Source organism: Enhygromyxa salina (genome assembly GCF_000737335.2).
GTDB lineage: Bacteria > Myxococcota_A > Polyangia > Nannocystales > Nannocystaceae > Plesiocystis > Plesiocystis salina_C.
In genome coordinates this window covers 1-22611 of record NZ_JMCC02000017.1, presented here as the reverse complement: position 1 = coordinate 22611, position 22611 = coordinate 1, and the positions used below count along the sequence as shown (strand labels likewise).

At 67.4% G+C, this 22611-nt stretch carries 18 protein-coding genes; 9 read left to right on the top strand and 9 right to left on the bottom strand.

What is annotated here, in order from left to right; translation table 11 throughout:
• Positions 1-51 precede the first annotated feature (51 nt).
• Both DB30_RS08580 and DB30_RS08575 read left to right on the top strand, forming a co-directional pair.
• Positions 52-1284: an efflux RND transporter periplasmic adaptor subunit gene (locus DB30_RS08580; RefSeq protein ID WP_205632940.1), complete on the top strand. Its 1233-nt coding sequence runs from the start codon at positions 52-54 to the stop codon at positions 1282-1284.
• Positions 1281-2516: an ABC transporter permease gene (locus DB30_RS08575; protein WP_052547671.1), complete on the top strand. Its 1236-nt coding sequence runs from the start codon at positions 1281-1283 to the stop codon at positions 2514-2516. Before DB30_RS08580 ends, DB30_RS08575 begins: the two co-directional genes overlap by 4 nt.
• A gap of 66 nt (positions 2517-2582) precedes the next feature.
• On the opposite strand, the gene acnA is transcribed toward DB30_RS08575, so the two are convergent.
• Positions 2583-5270 carry an aconitate hydratase AcnA gene (acnA, locus tag DB30_RS08570; RefSeq protein WP_052547669.1) on the bottom strand — a complete coding sequence of 896 codons (2688 nt, stop codon included), beginning with the start codon at positions 5268-5270 and terminating at the stop codon, positions 2583-2585.
• Positions 5271-5491: 221 nt separating this feature from the next.
• Between acnA and DB30_RS41305 the strand changes: the two genes are divergently transcribed.
• Positions 5492-6622, top strand: a complete 1131-nt coding sequence (locus DB30_RS41305; RefSeq protein ID WP_052547667.1) for a hypothetical protein — start codon at positions 5492-5494, stop codon at positions 6620-6622.
• Positions 6623-6913: 291 nt separating this feature from the next.
• Here DB30_RS41305 and DB30_RS08560 read toward each other — a convergent pair whose 3' ends face one another.
• The 5 genes from DB30_RS08560 to DB30_RS08540 form a co-directional block, all read right to left on the bottom strand.
• Positions 6914-10039 (bottom strand): serine/threonine-protein kinase, encoded by a 3126-nt coding sequence (locus DB30_RS08560; protein WP_052547665.1) that lies wholly within the window; start codon positions 10037-10039, stop codon positions 6914-6916.
• A 102-nt stretch (positions 10040-10141) separates the two neighbouring features.
• Positions 10142-11116, bottom strand: coding sequence for a CPBP family intramembrane glutamic endopeptidase (locus tag DB30_RS08555; RefSeq protein WP_052547663.1), 975 nt, complete (start codon positions 11114-11116; stop codon positions 10142-10144).
• A gap of 51 nt (positions 11117-11167) precedes the next feature.
• Positions 11168-12079, bottom strand: coding sequence for a universal stress protein (locus DB30_RS08550; RefSeq protein ID WP_052547662.1), 912 nt, complete (start codon positions 12077-12079; stop codon positions 11168-11170).
• 93 nt (positions 12080-12172) lie between these two features.
• Positions 12173-13540: a tetratricopeptide repeat protein gene (locus DB30_RS08545; protein WP_146658307.1), complete on the bottom strand. Its 1368-nt coding sequence runs from the start codon at positions 13538-13540 to the stop codon at positions 12173-12175.
• Complete coding sequence (locus tag DB30_RS08540; RefSeq protein ID WP_052547654.1) at positions 13537-14619, bottom strand: hypothetical protein; 1083 nt, start codon at positions 14617-14619, stop codon at positions 13537-13539. Before DB30_RS08540 ends, DB30_RS08545 begins: the two co-directional genes overlap by 4 nt.
• Before the next feature lie 80 nt (positions 14620-14699).
• Here DB30_RS08540 and DB30_RS08535 point away from each other — a divergent pair, with 80 nt between their 5' ends.
• From DB30_RS08535 to DB30_RS08520, 4 genes are read left to right on the top strand one after another with little or no spacing between them, the layout of a single operon-like run.
• Positions 14700-14999, top strand: a complete 300-nt coding sequence (locus DB30_RS08535) for a hypothetical protein (RefSeq protein WP_052547652.1) — start codon at positions 14700-14702, stop codon at positions 14997-14999.
• Between the two features lie 6 nt (positions 15000-15005).
• Positions 15006-15809, top strand: coding sequence for a nitroreductase family protein (locus tag DB30_RS08530; protein ID WP_052547650.1), 804 nt, complete (start codon positions 15006-15008; stop codon positions 15807-15809).
• A complete protein-coding gene (locus DB30_RS08525; protein WP_146658306.1) occupies positions 15809-16900 on the top strand; it encodes a type III polyketide synthase in 1092 nt (363 codons plus the stop codon). Before DB30_RS08530 ends, DB30_RS08525 begins: the two co-directional genes overlap by 1 nt.
• A complete protein-coding gene (locus tag DB30_RS08520) occupies positions 16894-17427 on the top strand; it encodes an isoprenylcysteine carboxyl methyltransferase family protein (RefSeq protein ID WP_146658305.1) in 534 nt (177 codons plus the stop codon). Before DB30_RS08525 ends, DB30_RS08520 begins: the two co-directional genes overlap by 7 nt.
• On the opposite strand, the gene DB30_RS08515 is transcribed toward DB30_RS08520, so the two are convergent.
• Positions 17424-18620, bottom strand: coding sequence for a cytochrome P450 (locus DB30_RS08515; RefSeq protein ID WP_052547646.1), 1197 nt, complete (start codon positions 18618-18620; stop codon positions 17424-17426). The two genes, DB30_RS08520 and DB30_RS08515, sit on opposite strands and share 4 nt — an antisense overlap.
• Positions 18621-18797: 177 nt before the next feature.
• On the opposite strand from DB30_RS08515, the gene DB30_RS08510 reads away from it, so the two are divergent.
• Positions 18798-19622, top strand: a complete 825-nt coding sequence (locus tag DB30_RS08510) for a thioesterase family protein (protein ID WP_052547644.1) — start codon at positions 18798-18800, stop codon at positions 19620-19622.
• Here the strand turns inward: DB30_RS08510 and DB30_RS08505 are convergent.
• Positions 19610-20062, bottom strand: a complete 453-nt coding sequence (locus DB30_RS08505; RefSeq protein WP_052547642.1) for a 6-pyruvoyl trahydropterin synthase family protein — start codon at positions 20060-20062, stop codon at positions 19610-19612. The genes DB30_RS08510 and DB30_RS08505 overlap by 13 nt on opposite strands.
• A gap of 455 nt (positions 20063-20517) precedes the next feature.
• Positions 20518-21552 (bottom strand): hypothetical protein, encoded by a 1035-nt coding sequence (locus DB30_RS08500; protein ID WP_052547641.1) that lies wholly within the window; start codon positions 21550-21552, stop codon positions 20518-20520.
• Between the two features lie 27 nt (positions 21553-21579).
• Between DB30_RS08500 and DB30_RS08495 the strand changes: the two genes are divergently transcribed.
• Entirely contained in the window at positions 21580-22359 is a 780-nt protein-coding gene (locus DB30_RS08495) for a hypothetical protein (protein WP_146658304.1), read from the top strand.
• Positions 22360-22611 lie beyond the last annotated feature (252 nt).

Sequence of the window (22611 nt, the reverse complement as noted above, 5' to 3'; positions counted from 1 at the left end):
TTCTGGGCTGGGTTGTTGGGCTTCGCGCTGGCTGTGGTGCTGGCTGCAGCGGTGACCGGGACCGCCGGCTGCGGCACCGGCTTGGGCGCAGACGCCAAGGTTCCGACAGTAGAGGTGAGCCGGCAGGCGAGCTTCACCCGGCGCGTGACCGCCGAGGGCTACCTCGAGGCCGTCGAGGCGACCCCGGTCACGGCACCGGTCGACTCGGAGATGGCCATGAAGATCGCCTGGATCGCAGAAGATGGCGCGAGCATCGAGGCGGGCGAGGTCGTGGTGCGCTTCGATCCCGAAGAGATGCAGCGGCAGCTACAAGACAGCCAGGGCGACCTGGCGAGCGCGCTCTTGTCCATGCAAAAGGAGCGCGACGCCGGTCGCTCGGCCGGGTCGAAGCGCGATCAGTCGGCCGCCCAGGCCCAGCGCGAGATCGAAGCCGCGACCGCGTTCGAGCCCGAGGACAACGGCGTGCTGTCACGCAACGAGCTGCTCGACAGCCAGATCGACATCGAGCTCGCGGAGGCCAAGTCCAAGCACGCGCACGCCGTCAAGCGGGTCGAGCGATCGGTCTCGAACAGTCGGGTCGAGCTGCTCGAGATCAGCAGGCGCCAAGCCCAGAACGAGGTCCAACGCGCCCAAGAGGCGCTCGCCCACCTCGAGGTTGAAGCCCCGCACGCGGGGATCTGGGTGCTCGAGCGTGACTGGCAAGGCCAGACCCGTGGCCTTGGCGATACGGTCTGGCCGGGTCAAAAGCTGGCCGAGCTGCCGCTCGTCGCCAACATGCAGGCGGCCTTGTTCGTGCTCGAGGCCGACGCCGGCGATCTCGAGCCGGGGTTGAAGGCCGAGCTCGTCATCGAGGCCCACCCCGACACGACCTACAAAGCAACCGTCGCGCGCGTCGACGCGCTGGCCCAGCCTCGCCACGCTGAGGTGCCCGTCCAGTACTTTGGGGTCACCCTCGAGTTCGAGGCCACCGACGCGCAGACCATGAAGGTGGGTCAGCGGGTCCGCGCAACGATCTTCATTGAGCAACAGGACGTGCTCGTGGTCCCGCGCCAGGCCGTGTTCGAGCGCGAAGGTCACTTCTTCGTGCACCGGGCTGTGGGTCCCACTTCTGGTTCCAGCTTCGAAGAGGCCGAGGTCGAGCTCGGGCCGTCGAGCGCCGGTCGGGTCGTGATCACCAAGGGCCTCGAGGATCATGACCGCATCGCGCTGCGTGATCCCAACAAGCGGGCCGACGAGCTGATCGGCGAGCGCGACGCGGACTCACCAGGGGCGGCGCCCGAATGAGGGTCTCCGACGCCCTGATCGCGGCGCTCGAGAACCTGCGCGCCCACAAGCTGCGCTCGGCCCTGACCATGCTCGGCATGATGTTTGGCGTTGGCGCCGTGATCTCGATGCTGGCGATCGGGGCCGGCGCCGAGCAAGACGCCCTGGCGATCATCGAGAAGATGGGCGTCCGCAACGTGGTCGTGCGCGCGAAGAGCTTCGACCCCGACGAGCTCGAGCAGCTGCGCAAGAAGTCGATCGGCGTGTCCCAGCGGGACGTGGACGCGATCCGCGAGGCGGTGCCCGAAGCCGAGATCGTCGTGCCCCGGCTGGAGATCGAGCCCTACAAGATCCTCTCGGCGACCGGCAAGACCGAGTCCACGGTGTTTGGCGTGTCGCACCTGCACGCTGGGCTGGTCAACAAGACGATCGCCGAGGGCCGCTTCTTTGACGCGCTCGACGAGCGCCAGCACGCGCAGGTCTGCGTGCTCGGGGCCGCCGCCCGCGAGGATCTGTTTGGCGTGGATCCGGCCGTGGGTGGCCGCGTCAAGGTCAACGACGTGTGGCTCGAGGTCGTCGGCGTGTTCGACGGCGAGCCCGCTGGCGAGGCCTCCATTGATGGCGTCTCGGTCGCGACGAGTGACCGCGAGATCTACCTGCCCTTCACCACCGCGAGCCGAAAGTTCGAGCGTGACCCGCTCGAGTCCCCGCTCGAAGAGATCGTCGTTCGCTGCAGCGAGGCTGGCTCGCCGCCCGAGGTCGCCGCGCTGGTCGACGCGCTCCTCGATCGGCTGCACGGCGGGGCCCGAGACTACGAGGTCATCGTGCCCGAGGCGCTGCTCGACCAGGGCCGGCAGACCCAGCGGATCTTCGACATCGTGATGGGCTGCATCGCTGGGATCTCGCTGCTGGTCGGGGGGATCGGGATCATGAACATCATGCTGGCGTCGGTGCTCGAGCAGACCCGAGCGATCGGGATCCATCGGGCGGTCGGCGCCCGGCGTCGCGACATCCGCTTTCAGTTCCTCGCGACCTCGTTCTCGCTGTCGTTCGTGGGCGGGCTCGCTGGCGTCGCGCTTGGCGTCGGCATCGCCCACGTCGTCGCCGTCTCGGCTGGTTGGCCAACGGTGGTCACGACCGCTTCGATCGCCCTGTCGCTGGGCGTCTCGGTGTTCGTGGGTGTGGTCTCGGGGCTGTATCCGGCGATGCGGGCGGCCGCGCTCAACCCGATCGAGGCGCTGCGCGAAGACTAGGCTCGACCGCAATTACAAAGGGCGCCCGTCACCAGGCGCCCTCCTCAACCCTCACGCCCGCGGGCGTCAGCCCTTGGCGAGGTTGCGCAGCACCGTGTGAAGGATGCCGCCGTTGCGGTAGTAGTCGATCTCCACCGGGGTATCGAGGCGCACGGTGGTCGTGAACACGACCTTGCTGCCGTCGGCCTTGGTCGCGGTGACGTCCAGCGTCTGCAGCGGCGAGACGTCGTTGGTGATCGGGATGTCGAAGCTCTCGCTGCCGTCAAACCCGAGCTCGTCGGCGCCCTCGCCCTCCTTGAAGCACAGCGGGAGCACGCCCATGCCAACCAGGTTGCTGCGGTGGATTCGCTCGAAGCTCTTGGTGATCACCGCTTTGACGCCAAGCAACAGCGTGCCCTTGGCCGCCCAGTCGCGGCTCGAGCCGGTGCCGTATTGGGTGCCGCCAAGCACGACCAGCGGCGTCCCGGCCTCGACGTACTTCATCGCCGCGTCGTACACGAACTCCACTTTTCCGCTGGGCCAATAGGTGGTGTAGCCGCCCTCGGTGCCAGCCGCGATCTGGTTGCGGATGCGGACGTTGGCGAAGGTGCCGCGCATCATGACCTCATGGTTGCCGCGGCGGCTGCCGAAGCTGTTGAAACCAGCCTTTGGCACCCCCTTCGAGATCAGGTACTGGCCCGCGGGGCCCTCGGCGGGGAACGAGCCAGCCGGGCTGATGTGATCCGTGGTCACCGAGTCACCCAGCTTGAGCAGCACCCGGGCGCCGGAGATCCCCGAGATCGGGGGTGGGGTCGCCGTCATGCCCTGGAAGAAGGGCGGCTGCTGAATATAGGTGGAGTCGTCGCGCCAGGGGTACAGTGCGCTGTCGGCCACTTCGATCGCGTTCCAGCGCGGCTCTTCGGTGACGTCCGCGTACTTGGCCTGGAACATCGCCGGGTCGATCGACGCAGCAATGACCGCGCGCACCTCCTCGTCGCTGGGCCAGATGTCGGCCAGCATGACGTCCTTGCCCGCGCTGTCCTTGCCGATCGGGTCCTCGTCGAAGTTGATGTTCAAGGTGCCGGCGATCGCGTAGGCGACGACCAGCGGCGGGCTGGCGAGGTAGCTGGCCTTGACGTTGTTGTGGACCCGGCCCTCGAAGTTGCGGTTGCCCGAGAGCACCGAGCCGACGACCAGCTTGCCCTCTGTGATCGCCGCCTCGATCTCTGTTGGGAGCGGGCCCGAGTTGCCAATGCAGGTGGTGCAGCCGTAGCCAACCGTGTTGAAGCCGAGCTTGGCGAGGTCGTCGGACAGGCCGGCCTTCTCGTAGTACTCCGTGACCACGCGGGAGCCGGGCGCGAGCGAGGGCTTGACCCACGGCTGGGTCGTGAGCCCCTTGGCGACCGCGTTGCGTGCGAGCAGACCCGCGGCCAGCATGACCGCCGGGTTGGACGTGTTGGTGCACGAGGTGATCGCTGCAATCACGACGTCGCCGTGGCTGAGCGAGAAGTCCTTGCCGATCACCGGGACCTCGAGGTTGGTCTTGTCGGCGGGCACGCCGTGACCGTGGATCCCGAGCTTGGCGGTGAGGCTCTCCGCAAAGTGGGACTTCATCGCCGACAGATCCACGCGATCCTGCGGCCGCTTGGGGCCCGCGAGCGCGGGCTCGACGTCAGCGAGGTCGAGCACCAGCGTGTCGGTGTACTCGGGGTCGGGGGTCTGCGCCGTGCGGAACAGCCCTTGCGCCCGATAGTAGGCCTCTACGTTGGCGACGTGGGCGTCGGAGCGGCCGGACAAGCGCAGGTAGTCGAGGGTCTGCGCGTCAACCGGGAAGAACCCACAGGTTGCGCCATACTCCGGCGCCATGTTGGCGATCGTGGCTCGGTCGGCGAGCGCGAGCGAGTCGAGGCCGTCGCCGTAGAACTCCACGAACTTCTCGACCACGCCCTTCTTGCGCAGGATCTCGACGATCCGCAGGGTCATGTCGGTCGCCGTGACGCCAGGGCGGAGCTTGCCGGTCAGCTTGCAGCCGATCACGTCGGGCGCGAGCATGTAGACCGGCTGCCCGAGCATGACGGCCTCGGCCTCGATCCCGCCCACGCCCCAGCCGAGCACGCCGAGCCCGTTGATCATGGTGGTGTGGCTGTCGGTCCCGACCAGGCTGTCGGGGTAGTAGACGCCGTCGCGGTTGAAGGCGACCTGTGCGATCCACTCGAGGTTGACCTGGTGGACGATGCCGCGCCCAGGCGGGACCGCGCGGAAGTTGTCGAGGTTGCGCTGGCCCCACTTGAGGAACTCGTAGCGCTCGGCGTTGCGCTTGTATTCGATGTCGAGGTTGCGCAGCAGCGCGTCGGTGCTGCGTCCGTCGACGTCGACCTGGACCGAGTGATCGATGACCAAGTCCACGTTGACCGCGGGGTTGACCTTGGTCGCGTCCCCGCCGAGCTCGACCATCGCGTTGCGGCACGCTGCGATGTCGACGACCGCGGGCACGCCCGTGAAGTCTTGGAGGATCACCCGGGCCGGAATGAAGGGGATCTCGACGCGCTCGGCGGTGGGCTGCCAGCCGGCGATGGTCTTGACGTCGGCGTCGGTGACCAAGAAGCCGTCATGGTTACGCAGCGCAGCCTCGAGCAGGACGCGGATCGAGAACGGAAGCTTGGCGAGCTTGGTCAGGCCTTGCTCCTCGAGAGCCTGGAGACGAAAGACCACGCCCTGGCCGCCGCCAGAGAGCTCAAAGGACGAACGAGAGTCGAAAGGGTTTGCGCTGGTCACGAACAGTTCCCGATGGTGCTGGCCCGTCCTGCCACCAGACGGGCTGGTTTCATGCGCTCCGCATCGCGATGGATTCATATCGCGCACGCTCGGGGTTGGCCCGGAGCGCGTGGTGGCGGACGCGCGTTGCTTGGCACGCGGACTATAGACAAGCGGGCGCGCGTGCCAAAGGGCCGCAGACAGAGTCGCTCCGCGGGGCGCTTTCGGGTAGTTTCCGAGGGGTGTCCGATCCCAAGCGCGTCCAGGGCGGCGAGTCGACCTCTGATCTCGTCAACTCCGCCCATGTTGGCGACAACTCGGAACTGTTCGCGAGCCTGATGGAGCTGCACGTTTCGCCTGGCAGCAAAGTCGCCGATGTGACCTTCGGCAAGGGTGTGTTTTGGAAGCGGATCCCCGCCGGCACCTACGAGCTCTTGGCCTCGGATCTCGAGCTCGTCGTGGCCGAGCGGGACATCTTCGTGCGCTACCGCGACGCCGTTGATTGTCGCGAGCTGCCCTACGAGGACAAGAGCTTGGACTGCGTCGTGCTGGACCCGCCCTACATGGAGGGGTTCTTTCGGCGCGCGCAGACCCACCGGGCAGGGACCGGCACCCACGCCGCGTTTCGTGACGCGTACGCTGACGGGAACACCTACGACGCGGGCGAGGGTGGGCCGAAGTGGCACGATGCCGTGACGGATCTGTACCTGCGCGCGGGGCTGGAGGCGCGTCGGGTGCTGCGGGTTGGCGGGTGCTTGATCGTGAAGTGCCAGGACGAGGTCAGCGCCAACAAGCAGCGGCTGACGCACGTGGAGATCGTCACTGCGTACGAGGACATGGGGTTCTACTGCAAGGACGTGTTCGTGCTGGTGCGGAACAACGCCCCGGGCGTGAGCCGGCTGCTGCGACAGGTGCATGCGCGGAAGAACCACTCGTATTTTCTGGTGTTCGAGCTGCCGCGCGGGAAGGCGAAGCGCGTGCGAAGCTTGCGGTGGTCGCCGGAGCGGGAGGTCGAGCCGTCGCTGGAGTTCGAGGTGGGCGGGACGGCTGGGGGGAAGCGGCCGGGGGCGGAGGTGAAGTTGGGGGCGGAGGTGAAGTTGGGGGCGGAGGTGAAGCCGGCCGCCAAGACGAAGTCGGCCGCCAAGACGAAGTCGGGGGCCAAGAAGAAGTCGGTCGCCAAGACGAAGTCGGTCGCCAAGACGAAGTCGGTCGCCAAGACGAAGTCGGTCGCCAAGAAGAAGTCGGTCGCCAAGAAGAAGTCGGTCGCCAAGACGAAGTCGGCCGCCAAGAAGAAGCCGGTCGCCAAGACGAAGTCGGTCGCCAAGAAGAAGCCGACCGCCAAGAAGAAGTCGGTCGCCAAGAAGCGCGGCTAAACTGGCCGCCTGAGCACTGCTCTAATAAGCAGGTACAGGTCCTTCGGGCAGGGCAAGATCCGGGCAGGGCAAGATCCGCCGCCAAGAAGCGCGGCAAATCTAGCCGTCTGAGCACTGCTCTAATAAGCAGGTACAGGTCCTTCGGGCAGGGCAAGTTCCGCCGCCAAGAAGCGCGGCAAATCTGGCCGCCTGAGCACTGCTCTAATAAGCAGGTACAGGTCCTTCGGGCAGGGCAAAATCACTCGGCCACTGCTCTAATAAGCAGGTACAGGTCCTTCGGGCAGGGCAGGATTACTCGAGGCTTGCCAGCCAAGCCAGCACCTCCTGCGAGCGCTTCTCGTCGCGTCCCCGCCGAAAGTCCTCGCGAGCCAGCAACGCCAAATCCCGCGCTCGCGACCGATCCTCCACGCCCCCACGCGCGATCAACGCCCGTGACAAGGTCAGCTGCGTCAACCCCAGATCCCCCGGCGGCAACCAAGTCCCATCCCGCACATCCAGCGCCCGCTCGCACAGCTCGATCGCCTCGTCGAACTCCCCCTCGCCAACCGCCACCCTGGCCAACCCCGTGAGGTTGTACCCAAGGTCGGCCGCGTCCTCACCAAGCGCTTCAGCGATCAACTCAAACGCGCGCTCGAAGTTCCGCTTGGCGTCCGCAAGCCGCCCTTCCTCCAGGTCCAGATCCCCAACGTTGCCGTACACCAGCGCGAGATCAGGGTGGTCCTCGCCCAGCTTCGCGACCCAAGTCATCAGCGTCTGTTCGTAGAGCTTGCGCGCCGCCGCGTACTCGCCCTTGTAGTACAGCGCGTAGCCCAGGTTGAGCTTCGAGGTCGCGGTCGCGACGTGCTGATCGCCATGGTGGGCGCTGCGGATCGCCAATGATCGGCGAAACATCTGCTCGGCCTCGTCAAACCGCCCAGCCGAGATCAGCACCAGCCCCAAGTTCTCCAGCGAGGTCGAGACCCGAACGTCGCGCTCGCCAAACAGGGCGATGTTCCCAGCGAGCAGCTTGCGCTGGATCGCCTCGGCCTCATCGAGCTCGCCAAGCCGCTCGAGCACGGCCGCGTAGTTGTTGAGCTTGGGCGTGTAGGCCGGGCTGTCTTCGCCGTAGCACTCGCCAATGATCCGCAGCGCCTGCTCGTAGTGGGTCCGCGCCTCGCGGTAGTCACCGCGAAAGTAGAAGTCGTTGCCCAAGCTGCCGCGGACCGCCGCGACGTCCGGGTGATCGGGCCCGTACACGGCGATGCGTCGGCTCAGCAGGCGGGTGTGGTAGCTGACGGCGCGCTCGTAGTCGCCGCGCTCGCGGGCGACCGCGCCCAGCCGCTGCAACACCCGCTCGATCTCCCGCGAGTCGTGACCATGAACCAGCTCGTACACTTCGAGCGCACGATTGAGGGCCTGCTCCGCCGCCGCGAACTCCGTCTGGCGCATCCGGGTGGTCCCGACCTCGTAGTACCAATTGCCGCGCAGATCCTGAGGCTCGCCAACACGAACGAGCAGCGAGTCCGCGACCTGCTCCCACACAGCGGCCTCACCGGGTCGCTGCAGATGAAAGCCCAGCAGGCCAATCATCCGCGTCGCCGCGTCGGCCCGCAGCCAGTCTTCGCCCTGCTGCTCGGCGATCGTGTAGGCCTCGCCCACGTGCTCGGCTGCAGCGTCGAGCTCGTTGGCCTGCTGCTCGAGCTCACCAACCACCAACAGCGCGCGGATCAGCATGCGCTGGCTGTCGAGCTCGCGGGCCGCCTCGACCACGTCGCGGGCTTGCGCGAGTCCGGTGGGGCGATCACCGAGGCGGCCCAGCGTCCGCGCTTCGCTCAGGCTTGTCTGCAAGCTGGCCACGCGCTCGCGCTGCTTGGGGTTGAGGTGCGGATCGGCGCGCAGCCGCGAGGGGTCGCGACAGGTCGAGATCGGCGGCAAGCTCTCTGCGGCGGCCACGGCGTGCTCGGCCCGCGATCGGAATTCTTCGGTGCTCGTGGAGATCAGCGCCGCGCTGAACGCCTGCAGCTCGCGGCGACGCAGCTCGAGGCACTCGCGCTGCAGCTCCACCACGCCGCTCGAGCCCCCGCTGGCTTCGGCCTCGCAGGTCTCACCCCAAGCCAAGAGCCACTGGCTGGTGTACGCGTCGAGCCGGCGCTCGACCTCGCGGGCCGAGTGCTCGGCGAAGGGCGCGTCGATCAGGGCGAAGCGCTCGGCGACCAGGCCATGCTGCTTGGGCCCCCAGATGCCGTCGAGGATCTCAACCGGATCGCAGGCCGGCGGCGCGGCATCGGACTCGCCGAAAGAGTCCGCAACCCACATCCCGGCCGCGAACACCCCCATCGCCCCAAGCAAGTTGATGCCGACGATCCGCGCGATCTTTCGACGCCTGCGGTTGGGATCGTGGGTCAGCGCAACCAGCAGATCATCGATCTTGGAGAACCGCAGATCTGGATCGGTGCTGAGCCCCCGCACGATCGCCCGGTGCACGTGGGCGGGCACCCGGTGGTGCGCGTTTGGGCCATCGGTTGGCGGATCGCTGAGCAGCCCGGAGGTCACGGCCAGCGACAGCGACGGCAAGTCGCGCCCAGGAAACGGCCGGGCGCCGTAGAGCGCCTCCCACAGCGCCACGCAGAACGCGAACTGATCGCTGCGTACCGTCGCAACCTCGCCAACGTGCTGCTCTGGGGCCATGTACGCGGGCGTGCCCATGACCCGGCCCGTACCGGTGAGCGACATGTCGAGCGAGTGCGTGGCGATGCTGGCGATGCTGGCGATGCTCTCGTAGACATCGGCGTCCATCGAGTGCGTGCCCGAGCTGTCGATGCTGTCCTCCCCGAATTCATCTTCGGCCGAGCGTCGCGCCAGCCCAAAGTCGACGACGCGAACCAACCCATCGTCGCCGATCAGCACGTTCTCGGGCTTGAAGTCGCGGTGCACCAAGCCCGCACGATGGGCCGCCGCGAGCCCGCGCCCCGCGGCCGTGAACACCTCGATGATCGCGCTGACGGGCTGCGGCTCGAGCGGATCGGCGCGCACCCACTGGCGCAGGGTCCTGCCGGCCACGAACTCCATGGCCACGAACACCCGCCCGGCGTGGGTGCCCACGTCGTGGACCGCGACGACGTTGGGGTGGGTCAGACGGGCGAGCGCTTGGGCCTCGCGGCGCAGCCGGTTGCGGGTCGCCTTGGCCTCGCGCGAGCTCGAGCCTGGGTGCAGCAGCTTGAGCGCGAGCTTGCGATCCAGCTCGGGATCGTAGGCGCTGTAGACCACGCCCATCGCCCCGGTGCCCAGCTGATCCAGCAGCACGTAGCGGCCCACGCTCGCGCCGCGATGCAGCGGATCGGCCTCGCGGTTGGGCGGGCGAAGGTCCGCGATGGTCGCGTCGACGCTTGGTGATCGCGGTGTCGTCGCGGACCCGTGCCCTGGGGTCGATTCATCCACCGATGCCCAGAATGCCGCACGGGGTCGGGACACACAACGCGAATCACCGACGACAAATTGTTCCGATTGCCAACCCGGCGTGAGCGCGGCAAGCCGGTGACGTCAGCTGGCCGAACGTGGGTCCGTGATCGCAGCGCTTGGCTGCGTGAGCGCCGAGCACCAGCGCAGCTCGCCGCGCGTGACTCGAACCCACGCCGCCATCAGCCCCACACCCGCGAGCATCGCTGCGAGCCCCACCAACCCGGCCTCGGGACCGAACGCGCCGCCGGTCACGAGCGGATCGCCGGCCTGCGTCACGTCGAACACTCGCGGACCCATCGCGTTGCCGCTGACCGGGAACCCAAACACGTTGCCTTGAAAGAAATTCCAGCTCAGGTGCAGGCCGATCGGCAGCGCCAGCTCACCGGTCCACACCAGCCCCAGCGCGAGCATGCACCCGGCCAAGCCAACGTTGATCGTCGAGATCGCGCTGGCGTTGGCGTTGCCCATGTGCATCAGACCAAACACGCTGGACGACAGCAGCGTCGCCAACAGCAAGGCCGTCCCGGGGCCAAGCAACCCGTTGTTGGCAAAGCGCAGACCCTCGGCGAGGTTGCGCAGGTGGTAGCCGCGGCTGAACAGCTCCTCGTAGAACGCGACGGCCACGAAGGTCACCAGCGGATCGAGCAGCGCGACCGCAAACGCCTGACCCGGCCCGGCGCCAACGTAGTAACCCTCGATCGTCAGCCACCCAGCCTGCAGCTCGAGCACGAAGATCCCAGCCATCAGCGCCACGCCGATCCCCAGGCCCGCGCACAGATCCGCGGCCCAGCGCGGGCTCAGTCGCAGGCCAAACTCGCCAAGCTCGCGGCGATCCAAGAACCGCCCGCACAGCCACGTGCCAAGCCCGACCGTGATCGCCGTCATCACGGCGCCAAACCACGAGAGCCCGCCAGCCCCACCAAGGCCAAGGCTGCGGGTCACGACGCTCAGCGTCCACGCGATCGCAATCAACGTGATGATGTGCAGCACCAGCCGCCACAGGGCGCGCGGGCGCTGTTCTCCAGAGTTCCAAACCAGCTCGCGCAGCCACGTCATCGGGTTCGGGCGTGGGTATAGCCCGCGCGCCCTGCATGAACAACGACGCGCTCAGGGCACCACCAGGATGTCTGCGCTCGCCGCAGTGACCAGCTTCTCTGCCGTCGAGCCCAGCAGGTAGCGCGAGAGATTGGACGAGCCGTGGACGCCCACCACGATCAACTCTGCGAGCAAGGTCGCCGCCTGCGAGGCGATCGTGCTGGCCGGTTCACCAAACAGCACGGCCTCGGTCAGCTCGTCGGGGATCCCGCCACGCTCGGCGAGCGCCGCCTCGACGAAGCCTGCGAGTCGCTCGAGCTGCTCGTCGCCAAGGACATCCAGCGCCTCGCTGGCTTCGCGCTCGTGCGCGAAGGCCCGCACATACGGCACGTAGGGCGAGTCGATCACGTGCAAGACCGAGAGCAGCCCGCCCTGCTCTTCACGCAGCCGCGCGGCCACCAACAGCGCGCGCTTGCTGTTGTCGCTCCAGTCTACGGCCGCGAGCAGGCGCGTCGGCGGGGCCAGCGTTTGCGGTCGCTTGACCACCAGCAAGGGCACCGAGGCGTGACGGATCACCCGCTGCGCCGTGCGCCCAAGCAGCTTCTCTGTCGCCCCGCCGTGGCCTTGGCCACCCAACAGCCCGCCGATGACGTCCGGTTCATGCAAGCGGGCGTCAATGCTCGCGTGGGGCCGACCGCGGACGATGACCCGCTTGGGCTCGAGCAAGCGCGGCGGCGTCGAGTGCTTCGCATGCGCCACGGCCAGCTCGGCGTGAATCCGCGTGAGCTCATCGGCGAGGTAGCTGTCGATCGCGTCGTCGTCGGGGACGTGCTTGTGGGCCAGCACGTTCGCGTACAGATCGGCGTCGATCACGTGCAGCATCTCGATCTGCGCGTCCATGCCGAACGGGAACCCCTGCATGGCCAGGGCGCAGGCTCGGCGCGCGTGCGCGGAGAAGTCATAGGGGACGATCACCCGATTCATGCGGTCATGCTAGCAGGCATGTGGGAGTTCGGCGCGCGTCGTCAAGTCATTGTTGCGATCACAGCGACGCCAACGCATGAATTGCCGGGCGTCTCATTCCTGCAATGTGTTGGGCTCGAGCCCCACGGCCCACGCTCGGATCACCGCGCGCTCATCGGGTTCCAGCCCGCGCTTGGGCGGCATCTCGCCAGCACCCACGCGCGCGTCGATCCGCGCCGCGTTGCGCTCGATCTCCTTGGCATCCGAGAGATCCAGCAGCTGCGTGACGTCGGCCCGCGTGAAGTGACACGGGGCGCAGTTCCCCTCGATCAGGCTCGCCACATCGCCCGGCAAGCGCTCGCGCCCCGCGATCACGCTGGGCTTGCCGACGGGCGGCCCGGGCAAGCTCGCTACCGGCTGGTACTGGGCCTGCGAGGGCACATCAGACAGTCGAATCTCTTCAACCGCATACAGCGACTCCAACCCGACATCGCTCGACCACGCGTGGCACACGACGCAGTTGCTCACGTCGCTGGGCCACGGCGGCATCAGCCGCATCTCGCCAACGTACGCGTCGAAGTTGCGCAGCCGCTCGCTCGCTACGTGGGCGATCAGCTCTTTTGCGCGGGTCCGCGGCTCGTGGATCACGGCCAGCTCGGCATACAGCTCACGCGCCTCGGACTGGCGCTCGAGCACCATGTAGCCCTCGGCCAGCTCGAACATGAAATTCTCCCAGGTGTTGGGACAGTGCGTGGGATCCTTGGCGCCCGCGCGCAGCTCGGACCATCGCGCGCGCAACACCTCGAAGTACGCGACGGCCTCCAGGACCCGACGCTCGCGCTCGAGCGGAATGTTGCCCGCAAAGAAGAACGCGAAGTTGCCGGCCAGCGCGCGCAGCTCGATGTTGTCAGGCTGGGCCTGCACCCGCGCGGCCAGCTGGGCCTCGAGCTGCCCAACCTTGCGCAGCGCCGCGAGCTTGTTGCCGTTGGTCTTCTCGCTCAGGATCCGCCCAAGCATGTAGAAGCTGTAGGCCACGAAGCTGGCGTCATCCATGGTGCGGGGATCCGCGTCGCCCAGCAGCGCCGCGTAGACCCGCACCTGCATCTGCGCCTTGGAGTCGTCGCCCGCGACCGCGCGCAGGTTGTAAAAGCGCCCGAGCGAGCGGTTGAGTTCGGCGTCGTTGGGGTTGAGCGCGAACGCGGCCTCGAGGTCCTGCTCCGCCCGATCCCGCAGACGCAGCACCCCGGCCAGGGTGAAGTTCATGTGCGCGAGCCCAGACTGCGCGAGCGCTTCAAAATTGTCTGGCTGCGCGTCGGCCCTGGCGGCGAGCTCGGCGAGCAGCGCCTCTTGGTCGGCGCTCAGATCCAGGTCGCGGCGGGTGTGCTGGTCCGGCCGCTTGGCGTCGTCCGAGGGGTGCCCACGGACCTTGCCCTGACAGCCCAGCAACACGAGCGCGCACGCCAACACGCAGGCGCGAGTCATCGCAACACCACGCCTGGTACGAGGTACAGGTCGTCGGTCGGCAGCGTTGCCTCGCGGGAGTGACACGCGACGCAGCCGGTCACCCCGGCGGGCCATGGCGGCAGCAGCTCGCGCGCGCCTGCGTAGGTCTCGAGGTTGGCCAGTCGGTGTTGCGCGAGCGATACGATCTGCCGACGGGGGCCGGTGTCGGCCTGATCCTCGAACTCCAGGATCTGCGCGTAGCGACCGGCCGCCGCCTCGACGTCGCCGTGCGCGAGCAAGCCTTCGGCCAGGAACAGCGCGAACACGCTGCGGACGTTGGGTGCGACCCCAGTGTTGCGCGCGCGTGGGCTGAGCTGGTCCCAGTGATCTTGTTGAACCTCGAGGTAGTCGATGCCGCGCGTCAGGCGTTGCTCGACACCGACCGGGATCACCCCCGCGAAGGTCAGCTCGAAATTACCCGCCATCGCGTGCGCGTCGATGTCATCGGGGTGCTGCCGGGTCCGCGCTCGCATCGCCCGCTCGAGCGCCTCGAGCTCGCGCAGGGCCGCCAGCGTGTGGCCCTGGGCGTAGCGCTGGAGCGCCGTTGCGGCGGCCGCGAAGCACGTGAACGCGAACGCCTCTGCCTTCGTCGCGGAGGTCTGCTCGACCAGCGCCGCGTAGAGCCGCAGCTGCAGGTCGAGCTTGGACAGATCCAACACCGAGCTGCGCATGTTCAACAAGCGCGCGAGCACCCGCGCAGCCGGGACCCGCTTGGCCTCCGGGTCCAGCAACCACGCCCGCTCGAGGTAGCGCTCGGCGTGCTCGCGCTGGTCCACGTGGCCCTGCAAGCTCGCGCGAAGGTGAGCCATCCCCGCCCGCCACTGTGGCTCGAGCTGCTCGGGCGACACGTCGGCCGCGGCGCGCAGGCGCGTGAGCGCGTCGAGATCTGCCAGCGTCCGACCTTGGGTAAATTGCGACGCGGTGCGCGGAGGCGGGGCGTCTAGCCTGCCCACGCACGAGCTGGTGCCGACCACGAGCACAGCGACCGCGCACAGCTCGAGGCCGCGCCTGAACCCACTCGAGCGCGGTGCGGGAGCAAAGGTCGTGGAGCTCCACATCCGCGCCGACCTTAACAGCTGTCTTCAGCTCCGGCGAGGGCATGCAGCGCCCGCGTGCCACGTGTACACTGCCGCGCCCCGTGAACCTTCCCTGGACCCTCGCGTGGACCCTGCACCTTGGGGCCGCCCTGTTCGCGCTCAACCTCGCTGTTGGCCTGAGCGCCCAAGTGTTTGGCGCCAAGTTTGGCGCCGCGCATCACTGGCTCTACGGTGTGGTGTTCACGGGCGCGATCGCGGCGGCCGTGCTGGCCTTCCACCCAGCGCTGCTCCTCACGATCCTCGCGCTCGCCTGCATGCCCCTGACCAAGCCCGGCGGCGCCGCGCACCCAGCGGTCGCGGTCGCCGGGGCGCTCGGCTACGTCGGCGCCTATCTGATCTGAATCGCCATGGAACTACGTGAAGCTATTTTGCGGCGCTCGACCACCAACGGGCCGTTCAAGCCTGACCCAGTTAGCCTCGAGCATCAGCACCGCCTGATGGAAGCGGCCTCGCGGGCGCCCAGCCACTTCAATTCGCAGCCCTGGCGGTTTGTGCTGATCACCGACAACGACACGCGCGAGCGGATCTCGGAGATCGCCGGCCAGACAATGGAGGGCTTGATGGCCGGCGGAAAATTCTTCACTCGCTACCGCCGATACTTCCGCTTCTCTGAAGAAGAGATGCGAACGCGCGCCGACGGAATCTTCATCGACAAGCTGCCCGGCCCGCTGCGTCCATTCGTAAAGCACGTGTTCAGCGCGACTGGACAAAAGCTGATGAACCGGCTCGGCGTGCCAAAGACGCTGGGCAACGACAACCGCAAGCTCGTCGCCGGGAGCCCGCTCATGCTCGCCGCGATGCTGAGCAAAGAAGAATATGTAAAGGGCGAGCTCTCGGGCTTCTACAGCATGTTGGGGCTGGGTATGGCGATCGAGAACATCTGGCTGACCACGCTCGACATTGGCATGGGTATCCAGTTCATCTCGACGCCAATGGAGTTTCCCGACGCCTGGCAACAAGTCAGCGAGCTGCTCGCGGTCCCCGAAGATCTAGAGCTCATCGCAATGTACCGACTTGGCTACCTCACCGACGACGGCAAACGACCCAGCATTGACTGGACCTCCAGCCATCGCAAGCGGCTGTCGCAATATGTGTATCGAGACAGCTGCCGCACGCCCGAGCCCGACGCTGCGATGGAGGGCGCGCCCTGATGTCCGCTCGCGTGCGCACGGGTGTGATGGCTGTGGCCAGCGCCTCGCCGGCGCACGAGATCACCCAAGCCCAGGCCAAGGACTTCGCCAAGAGCTTCTTTGACGACTACTTTTCCGGGCGCGACGAGAGCGTGATCGATCGCTTGTTGGGCGCCTATGACAACGCCGGCGTCAACGCCCGGCAGCTCGCGCGTCCACACGCGTGGTACCAGCAGCCGCACAGCTTCCCGGCCAAGAACGCCGCGTACATCGAGCAGGCGGTCCCGCTGGCCCGGCGCGCCGCGGAGCAGGCCTTGGCGCGAGCTGGGCTCGATCCCACAGCGGTCGGCGCGATCGTGTTCGCGAGCAGCACGGGCGTCTCGACCCCAAGCCTGGACGCGCGCTTGGTCCAGGAGCTAGGGCTCTCGCGGGATGTCGCGCGCGTGCCCCTGTGGGGGTTGGGCTGCGCGGGTGGCAGCGCTGGGTTGGCGCGGGCGCGGGCCTTGGCGGTGGGTCTGGGCAAGCCAGTGTTGGTGATCGCCTGCGAGCTGTGCAGCCTGACTTTCATGCACGGTGACAAGCGCAGCGCCAACTTGATCGCGGTCGCGCTGTTTGGTGACGGCGCCGCCGCAGCCGTGGTCGCGCCCGAGCCCTGGTGGGACCCCAGCGATCCCTCCGGCCCCGAGCTACTCGGCGCGTACTCGCGGCTGCTTGACGACAGCGCCGATATCATGGGCTGGGACCTCGAGGACGAAGGCCTGATGGTGCGCTTCTCACCGAAGATCCCAAGCCTCGTGATCCAGCTTGGCGCCCAGCTGCTCGCCGAAGCGGCCGGTCTGATCGGGCTGGGTCCCAAGCAGCTGCAGCACCTGGTGTTTCATCCCGGCGGCAGCAAGGTGCTCGACGCGTTCGAGCAAGCGCTGGCGCTCGAGCCCGCTCGCCTGCGTCACGCCCGGGCGGTGCTGCGGGATCATGGCAACATGTCCAGCCCAACCGTGCTGTTCGTGCTCGAGCGCTTCTTGGCCGACGCGCAGACCCGCTGTGATCAACCCGGTCTGCTGCTTGGTCTGGGCCCCGGCTTTTGCGCCGAAGGGGTCTTGTTTCGATGGTGAGCGCGGCTTGGGTCTTGCTTGGTGTATTGGTGGCTGCGATCGCGCTGCAGCGGATCTCGGAGCTGCGCTTGGCCAAGCGCAACCTCCAGTGGGCGCTCGGGAACGGCGGCCGGCTCGTCGTCGAGCCGCACTATTGGATGTTCTTCGTCTTGCACACCGGTTGGTTGCTGGCGTGGCCGCTCGAGGCGTGGCTGCGCGGGCCCGAGCGCGCGGAATTTTGGTGGGTGTTTCTCGTTGGCTTTGGCCTGGCCGCGGTCCTGCGCTACTGGGCGATCGCCAGCCTGGGCAGGCGCTGGAACACCAAGATCGTCGTGTTTGATCAGCAGCCCTTGGTCCGACGCGGGCCGTATCGCTTGCTGTCACACCCAAACTACCTCGCGGTTGCCTTGGAGCTGGTCTGCGTGCCGCTGATCTTCAACGCGTGGTGGACCGCGGCCGTGTGCACGCTGCTCAACGCCGCGCTGTTGTTGGGCCTGCGGATCCCCGCCGAGATGGCCGCGATCCGCGACGCGACTCCGGCCAATTAGGACTCAGGGGCAGCCACAATGCGGATCGGCAGCTTCACCGGCCCGCGAACCGTTGGCGACAAATTCCACTGTAGCTCGGCGGCGTCGAGCTCGAAGCTCGCAAACCGGGCGACCAGCGCTTCAATGCCGGCGCGCGCCTCGAGCCGTGCGAGCGCGGCCCCCAGACAGAAGTGAACCCCGTGGCCAAACGCGAGCGAGGTGGTCTCCTCGCGCCGGACGTTGAAGCGCTCGGGGTCCTCGTACACGCTCGGATCCCGCCCGGTCGCACCGATCAGCATCATCACCATCGAGCCCGCCGCGATCTTGGTGCCGCCGATCTCCACGTCTTGGGTGGTGACGCGCACGACCGACTGCACCGAGGCGTCGTGGCGCAGCAGCTCCTCTACAAACCCGGGGATCAGCCCGGGGTCGCTGCGCAGTTCCGCGTAGTCGTTGGGGCGCTCGATGAACGCAAGCATGGCGTTGGCCAGCAGGTGCCGCGTGGTCTCGAACCCGGCCGGCAGCAGGATGAACATCATCCCCAGGATGTCGGCGTCGCTCAGGGTGTCGCCGTCGATCTCGGCGTGGATCAATGTGGTGACGATGTCGTCTTGCGGATTTGCGCGCCGGGCCTCGATCACCTCGCAGAGATAGCGCTCCATGTCGGCGATCGTCTTGCGGATCGCGTCGGCGAATTCCCGAGGCGGCTCGACCGGCGTGATCGAGGTGATGTGGTCCGACCAGGTCTCGAAGTGCTGATGCAGCGCCGGATCGAGCCCCAAGATCTCGGCGATGATACGCGCCGGAAGCGGCGTGGCGAACGCGCTGATGAACTCGAGCCGCTCGCGCCCCCGCATGGCTTCTGCGAGCTCCGTTGCGATCGCGGTCACGCGAGGCCCGAGCGCCGCGATGCTCTTGGGCGTGAACGCCTTCGTGACCAGCGCGCGGAGCTTGCTGTGCTCGGCGCCGTCCTTGGCGAGGATCGAGTCGGCGACTGGACTGTGAGGCAGCCACGCAGGCCGCAAGATCGCCTCGAAGGCCGTTGACGTGAACAGCTCGGGGTGGCGAAGGGCGTACTGCACGTCGGCGTATCGGGTGACCGCCCACGCACCCATTGGCCCAACCTGCTGCACCGGCGCCTCGCGGAGCGCTGCGTACGTTGGGTATGGATTACTGCGAACGGCGGGATCGAACAGGTTGATTGGGTGAGTCATGGCGATCGATCATACGCACGACGTCTGCGTCACAGACATCCATGAACCCGCAATTTGGTGACTGTCGCCGCGCCGCTTGGGGACTGTCGCCTCGCCGTTTTGGACTGTCGCTTCGCTGTAGAGCGCCGTGCAGGTCGCTGAAGGTCGCGCTACTGTTGGCCCTGCAAGTCAGGCTGCATGAGCGAACCAGGATTCTTTTTTCACCGAGTGCCCGGCATCCACGGGCAAGAGCGCTTCTTTGCGACCGAGCTCACCCGCGGCCCGTGGAGCAACGATCACCAACACGGCGGGCCGCCCACCGCGTTGCTGGCCCGCGCCGTCGAGCGCGAGGGCCCGCGCGCTGGCGAGATGTTCGTGTCCCGCATGACCTTCGAGCTGCTGCGGCCGATCCCGATCGCCGCCCCGCTCGAGGTCGTGACCGAAGTGCTCACCGAAGGTCGCAGCGTCCACCGGATCGCCGCCGCGCTGGTGTCTGGGGATCAGCAGCTGGCCGTTGGCTTGGCTGTGCGGATCCGCGTGCAAGAGCTGGCCGTCCCCACCTTCACGCACGACGACGCCGCTCGAGCCCTGCGCCCGCCCGAGCAGTGCAGCGCCTTCGAACTTCCGTTCCTTCACCACGCCGTTGGCTACCACACCGCGATGGAGCTGCGGCTCGCAGACGGCGAGTTTGGCACCGGCAACCTGGCCGCATGGATCCGGCCGCGGTGTGGGTTGATCGAGGGCGAGGAGTCCACCGCGCTGCAGCGAATCATGATCTGCGCCGACGCTGGGCACGGGGTCGGGGCCGCCCTCGACACCGCGAAGTGGAGCTTTGTGAACCCGGATCTGACCGTGCACTTGCACCGCCTGCCAGCCGGCGGCGCAGACGAGTGGCTGGGCATGCGGGCCCGGACCTGGTCGGCGCCGCTGGGGTTTGGGATGTGTCAGACCCAGCTGAGTGATCGACGCGGGCCGCTTGGGGTCGCGGTCCAGAGCCAGGTGATCTCCGGTCAAGCGGGTTGATCAGGCAGCCGCTCGAGCTCGGCCGAGTTCTTGTCGTTCTCGTGGACCTCGACCTTGGCGACCCAGGCCCGGCCGTTGGTCTTTTGCTTGATCATCGCGTCGACGTGATCGAACACCAGCGCGGCCGTGCCCTCCATGGTCACCGATTTGAGCACGCGTAGCTGGCACAGCTGGCGGGTCTCCATCTCGCGGAAGAACGCGAGGTCCGGGTCGTGCTCGCCGATCAGCAGGGTGTGATCGAACATGTGCTCGAGCCACTGCTTCACGTCCTTGAGGGCCGCGAAGTCGACCACGAAATTGTGCTCGTCGAGCTGCGTGGCTTCGAAGTAGAACTTGAAGCTGCGCGAGTAGCCATGCACGAACCGGCAGTGGCCTGGGTGCGAGTGCAGGCGGTGGGCGCACGGGAGGTTGGTGAAGCTCTTCGTCGACCGGTAGCGCATGTGCGGGGGGAGACTAGCAGCCACGACCGCGGCAGGAAGGGCGCGCGCGAAGTCGTAGCTGGGGACGCCCCGCGTCGACCCGAGACCGATGGTTCAGTCGCAGCAGCCAAGTTAGCGGCATTTCCGCTTCCGTCTGTCCTGGAAGGGCGGGACAGCGCCAGATCCAAGCAGGACGCTATCAATATATGTTCAAACCTATCATCATCACCGTCGGGCAGCAGCGCAGATGCTACATACGAGTTCGTCGTGAGTCCGCAGCGTTCAGAGTTGGTTGGAGCTACTGTCGAGATCCACAATGAGGTGGGCGAGATATTTTGCACCGACGTGGACACGAAACCCTGGATTGTGCGCTACGCAATTACCTCTCGGTCTCCGTGAGAGTCACTTGGTGCACCGCAGACGATTGTCGGCGACGACGAGCGCGGCGACGACGACAGGTCGATGGCCATCGCGCCTCAGTACGTGTTCAAATTGCCCAGCATCGACAGCTGCTCGCGGACGATCCAGCGCCCACCGTGCCCGATGTCGAGTCGCTCGAGCCCCGCGAAGCACTCGGATCGCTCACGGATCGCGTCCACGACGTTTGGAGCCAAGTCTACATCGGACAGGGACAGCCGGCGCAGCCTCGAGAACCCGGACGCAGCGACCAACGCCTGAATCAACGACGCATCACAAACGAAGCTCGCCAGGACGAGCTCGCACAGACGCGGGAGCGCAACCGGGTCGAGCAACCCAGCGACGAGCCACGGCTCGACCTGCGCCACTGGGTCGTGAAACTCCGCGTACGCAGAGCTCTCCTGATCGAAGCGCAACTCGAGGCGTGTCATCGCCGGACAGCGCAGGCCCTGGATCGACCGCAGCGGGCTGCTCCAGTCCCCGCGGCAGCACAGACGCAGGACCTCGAGGGCCGGCGCCTCGAAGCCCGCGAGCTCGATGCCTGGGCCCCGGACCTCGAGCTGGCGCAGACCGTCGAGTTGGCCGTTGAGCTGGCGCAGCGGCCCGACGGGCGCGTGGTGATCCCCGAGGACCAGCCGGCGGATCCGGGGTCGCGCGGGTCCGGTCGCCAGCTGCTCGAGGATGGCCTGCCCCGGGAACTCTCCGGCGTCGATGACCTCGACGGCGACGGCAGCCTCGGATGCCAAGATCCACTCGAGCAACACCAGCGCGACGTCGCCGGTGGCCAGCTCGGCGCTGGGACACAGGGCCAGCTCGAGCAGCAGCCCGGCGTACCAGCGCCCCGGCATGAACGCGTGCAGCTGCGCGTGGGTCAGCTCCAGGGTGTGGGCCAGCTCGGCGACCCAGCGCGGCTCGAGCTCGCCGCGCAGTGCGGAGAGGCGCTCGAGCAACGCCGCCCGCTCGCCGCTGGACCGACCGGGCTGATCGAGGGCGAGCTCGAGGTTGATGAGCTCCCCGCGAGGATCCCCGCGGGCGGACAGCCAGTCGGCGAGCACGGCCCGGTGCGCGTCGTCGAGTTCGGGGCGGACCTCCACCGGAGGTCCATCGTATGCTGCGGGCCCGTGAGTCGGTCAAGGCGCGACCCGATCCCCGATCCGCGCCCCTTCGAGTGGTGCTGGCTGGGCATGGATCGTCGCGGCCGGATCGCCCGCTTCGACGCCTGGCCGCCCGACCGCCGCGACCTCGACCACGGCTTGCTGCCGAGTCACTTGGCGCACACCCTCGATGATCACACCACGCTGCAGGCGAGCGCGCTCATGCGTTTGATCCTGGATCTGCCGCCGGGTTTTTGCCGCCCGATCCCGATCCTCGCCGAGCTTGGCCGCAGCTCGGCGGTCGAGATCATCGCGGACCCGAGCGCGCTTGGTCGAGGCGGCGCGAGGTCGCGCAACGCCGACATGCTCGTCGAGCTGCGCGAGCCGGTCGCTTCCGTCGACACCGCCCTCCTGCGACAGCTGGCCGAAGCCAGCCGGCGCCGCGGCCGGCTGCGGCCCACATCGGACGACCCTACCCTTGGCTGGATCCACACTAGCACCCAGTGGCTCGCCGACCACTGGGAAGCGCTGGGCGTCGTGCGGGTCTGGACCCCGCTGCGGCTCGAGCCCGGGGGCCTCGGGGTCTTCGAATACATGTATGACGCAGAATCCGAAGCCTACCGCTGCGTGGCCGGGCCCCGGGGAACGGTGCTGCGTGTCGAAGACCTGCCGAAGACGTCGATGATCCAGATCGCCAGCCTCGAGATCGAGTTCAACCAAGACTCGATCTGGCGACCCGCGCCGCCAGGGCGGTTTTTGTCGGTAGCTGAGCTCTTGCAAAGGCGGCGGTCGATCTGGGGTCGATGATCCGCCTGACTTCTCCGAATAGGACCGGACTCGGAGTCGTCGATTTGGTCGTTGGATCAGTAATTCGCCCACTAATAGGACCACGATAGGACCGGACTCGGAGTCGTCGATTTGATCGTTGGATCAGTGATTCGCCCACGGACCAGGCGAAGACTAGGCTGCCCCCACAAAAAGGTCAGAATCTCTGCAACAACGCGCACGATAGGACCGGACTCGGAGTCGTCGATTTGATCGTTGGATCAGTGATTCGCC